This window comes from Profundibacter sp. (genome assembly GCF_056498605.1).
The window spans coordinates 1-2,302 of the sequence record NZ_JBSMEZ010000130.1 but is presented as its reverse complement, the minus strand read 5'-3'; the positions used below and the strand labels follow the sequence as shown (position 1 = coordinate 2,302).

At 56.4% G+C, this 2,302-nt stretch carries 3 protein-coding genes; 1 reads left to right on the top strand and 2 read right to left on the bottom strand.

Annotated features, from left to right (window positions below; translation table 11 throughout):
• Together iolC and ACWB12_RS13070 are read right to left on the bottom strand one after the other, a co-directional pair.
• Nucleotides 1-973: 5-dehydro-2-deoxygluconokinase (gene iolC / locus ACWB12_RS13075; protein WP_479530533.1), on the bottom strand; the 973-nt coding region annotated here is incomplete at its 3' end.
• Nucleotides 974-1,080: 107 nt separating this feature from the next.
• Nucleotides 1,081-1,911: a MurR/RpiR family transcriptional regulator gene (locus ACWB12_RS13070; protein ID WP_479530532.1), complete on the bottom strand. Its 831-nt coding sequence runs from the start codon at nt 1,909-1,911 to the stop codon at nt 1,081-1,083.
• A gap of 134 nt (nt 1,912-2,045) precedes the next feature.
• On the opposite strand from ACWB12_RS13070, the gene ACWB12_RS13065 reads away from it, so the two are divergent.
• The coding region (locus ACWB12_RS13065) for a Gfo/Idh/MocA family protein (protein WP_479530531.1) at nt 2,046-2,302 on the top strand (257 nt) is incomplete at its 3' end.

The window sequence follows — 2,302 nt, the reverse complement described above, 5'->3', positions numbered from 1 at the left end:
ATTGCAGCTCGTCCCAGCTTGGATAGGCCGGGGTGCAGCCATGGCGAGACACCGCAAATGCGCCGCAAGCATTGGCCCATGTCAGCGATGTTTCCCAGTTTTCGCCCTTTAGCCAGCCGCGCAGCAGGCCCGACATGAACCCGTCGCCAGCCCCCAACACGTTGAACACTTCAATGGGAAAGGCAGGGCCGGAAATACCCTGATCGAGATCATCGGCAACGGGGCCAGTAAAGGCCACCGCCCCCATCGGGCCGCGCTTGCAAACCAGTGTTGCCGCTGTCAACGTCCGCACGTTTTTAAGGGCCTGTAGGGTGTCGGTGGTGCCGCCGGCGATATGGAACTCCTCTTCGGTGCCCACAATCAGGTCAAACAGCGCCAGCGCCTTTTGTAGGCGCGCGGTTACCGCCGGACTGTCGATAAACCGCTCTTCGCCCGCCCCGTGCCCGGCAAGCCCCCAAAGGTTGGGTCGGTAGTCGATATCCAACGCGGTTTTCGCCCCGCTTTCGCGCGCAAGCCGCAGGGCCTTCAGCACCGCCGCTTCTGTATTGTCATGGCTCAGGTGGGTGCCGGTCACCGTCACACAGCGGCTGTCGCGGATCAGATCAGGGTCAATGTCATCTTCGCACAGCGCCATGTCGGCACAGTTTTCACGATAAAAAATCAGCGGGAAGTGTTCATCATCACGAATGCCGAGTAGCACCAGAGCCGTCAGGCGATCAGGGTCGGTAATGACGCCGCGAACATCCACACCTTCGGCGGCCAGTTCCTCGCGAATGAATCGGCCCATATGCTCGTCGCCCACACGCGTGATCAGCGCCGATTTCAGGCCCAGACGCGCGCATCCGGCTGCAATGTTGGTAGGGGAGCCGCCGATATATTTGTTAAACGACCTCATATCTTCAAGCCGCCCACCGATCTGCACGCCGTAAAGATCAACCGAGGATCGACCAATGGTCACAATATCGAGTTTCACAGGCTCTCCCTTCAGGCGAAACCGCACTATGCCGCAGCGGCCACCATATATAAATTTCAATTGATATAATTATAGAATATCAATTCCAAAAAAGAAACCCGTGAAATTTAATTTTCATCCGCAGCAAGTCCGCAGCGCGTGCCAACGGCAACAGCTAAAGTTATTGCCAGAGACAGGGGGGCGGTCAGGGCGCGAAACGATCCAACATCTGCCTCCGAAACTGTCAGAATGGTAGCCTCCAAATGGTGCAGAGGGGAGTTTATGGTGTCTGTAATCGCAACAATATTGCACCCTCGGCTCCGCGCGAATGTCGCAAGCTCAAGGGTATCTTGCGTATAGGGCGCAAAGGTTATGGCCACCAGAATATCGTCCGGCAGAATGGCGTGACGGTGATCCAGATTGCCAAATTTGCCGTGCAGCATGGCCGGCACGTTCATTTTTTCGAGCGCATAGGCAAGATAGGTCGCAACCGGAAAGGCGCGGCTGAGGCCAATGATGTGAATCATCCGCGCCTTTGCCATCGCAGCTACCGCGTGTTCGAGCGTGTCCGGATCGACCGAACTGGCGAGGCTTTCCAGTGACGCCCGGCCAGCATCGATAAACTCGGCCAGCAGGCTAGAGGGGCTTTCTTCGCCATCGGCACGCAATGATTTGAGGCGGGTCGCATAGTCGGGCCAGCGCTGCACAAAAGTATCCCGAAACATCCGCTGCATTTCTGAATAGCCCGAAAACCCCATCAACTGGCAAAAGCGCATAAAAGCCGATGGCTGCACCCCGGCTGCCTTTGAAAGGTCCGCAACCGTTGACACGGCAATGATATCGGTATTTCGGGCTTCATAATCAGCACATTGGCGCAAACGCTTTGGTAAGGTGCCAGTCAGTTCAACCAACCTGATCTGGAACTCTTCAATCGTTTTGGGGGCGTCTGGCTTTGTCATTGCGTTTCTTTCATTTTGGGTTGACAGGGCGTTGCCTATATCGCATTCCGTTGGATGGAAAATATATTCTACCGAAGGTGGGGCGTAAAGTCCAACCAGAATCGGCATTCGCAAATCTAGCAAAGGTTGAACAGATGACAATACGATTTGCCCTTTTAGGGGCCGGGCGCATCGGGCAGGTCCATGCGAGGGCGGTGGGCGCTAACGGGCGTGCAACACTGATCGCGGTCGCCGATGCCTTTGAGGATGCCGCCAGCGCGTTGGTTGCAGATTTTGGCGGCGAGGTGCGCAGTATCGAGGCCATCGCCGCATCAGACGATATCGACGCGGTGCTTATCTGCACCCCGACCAACACCCATGCCGATCTTATTGAAAAGTTTGCCCGGGCCGG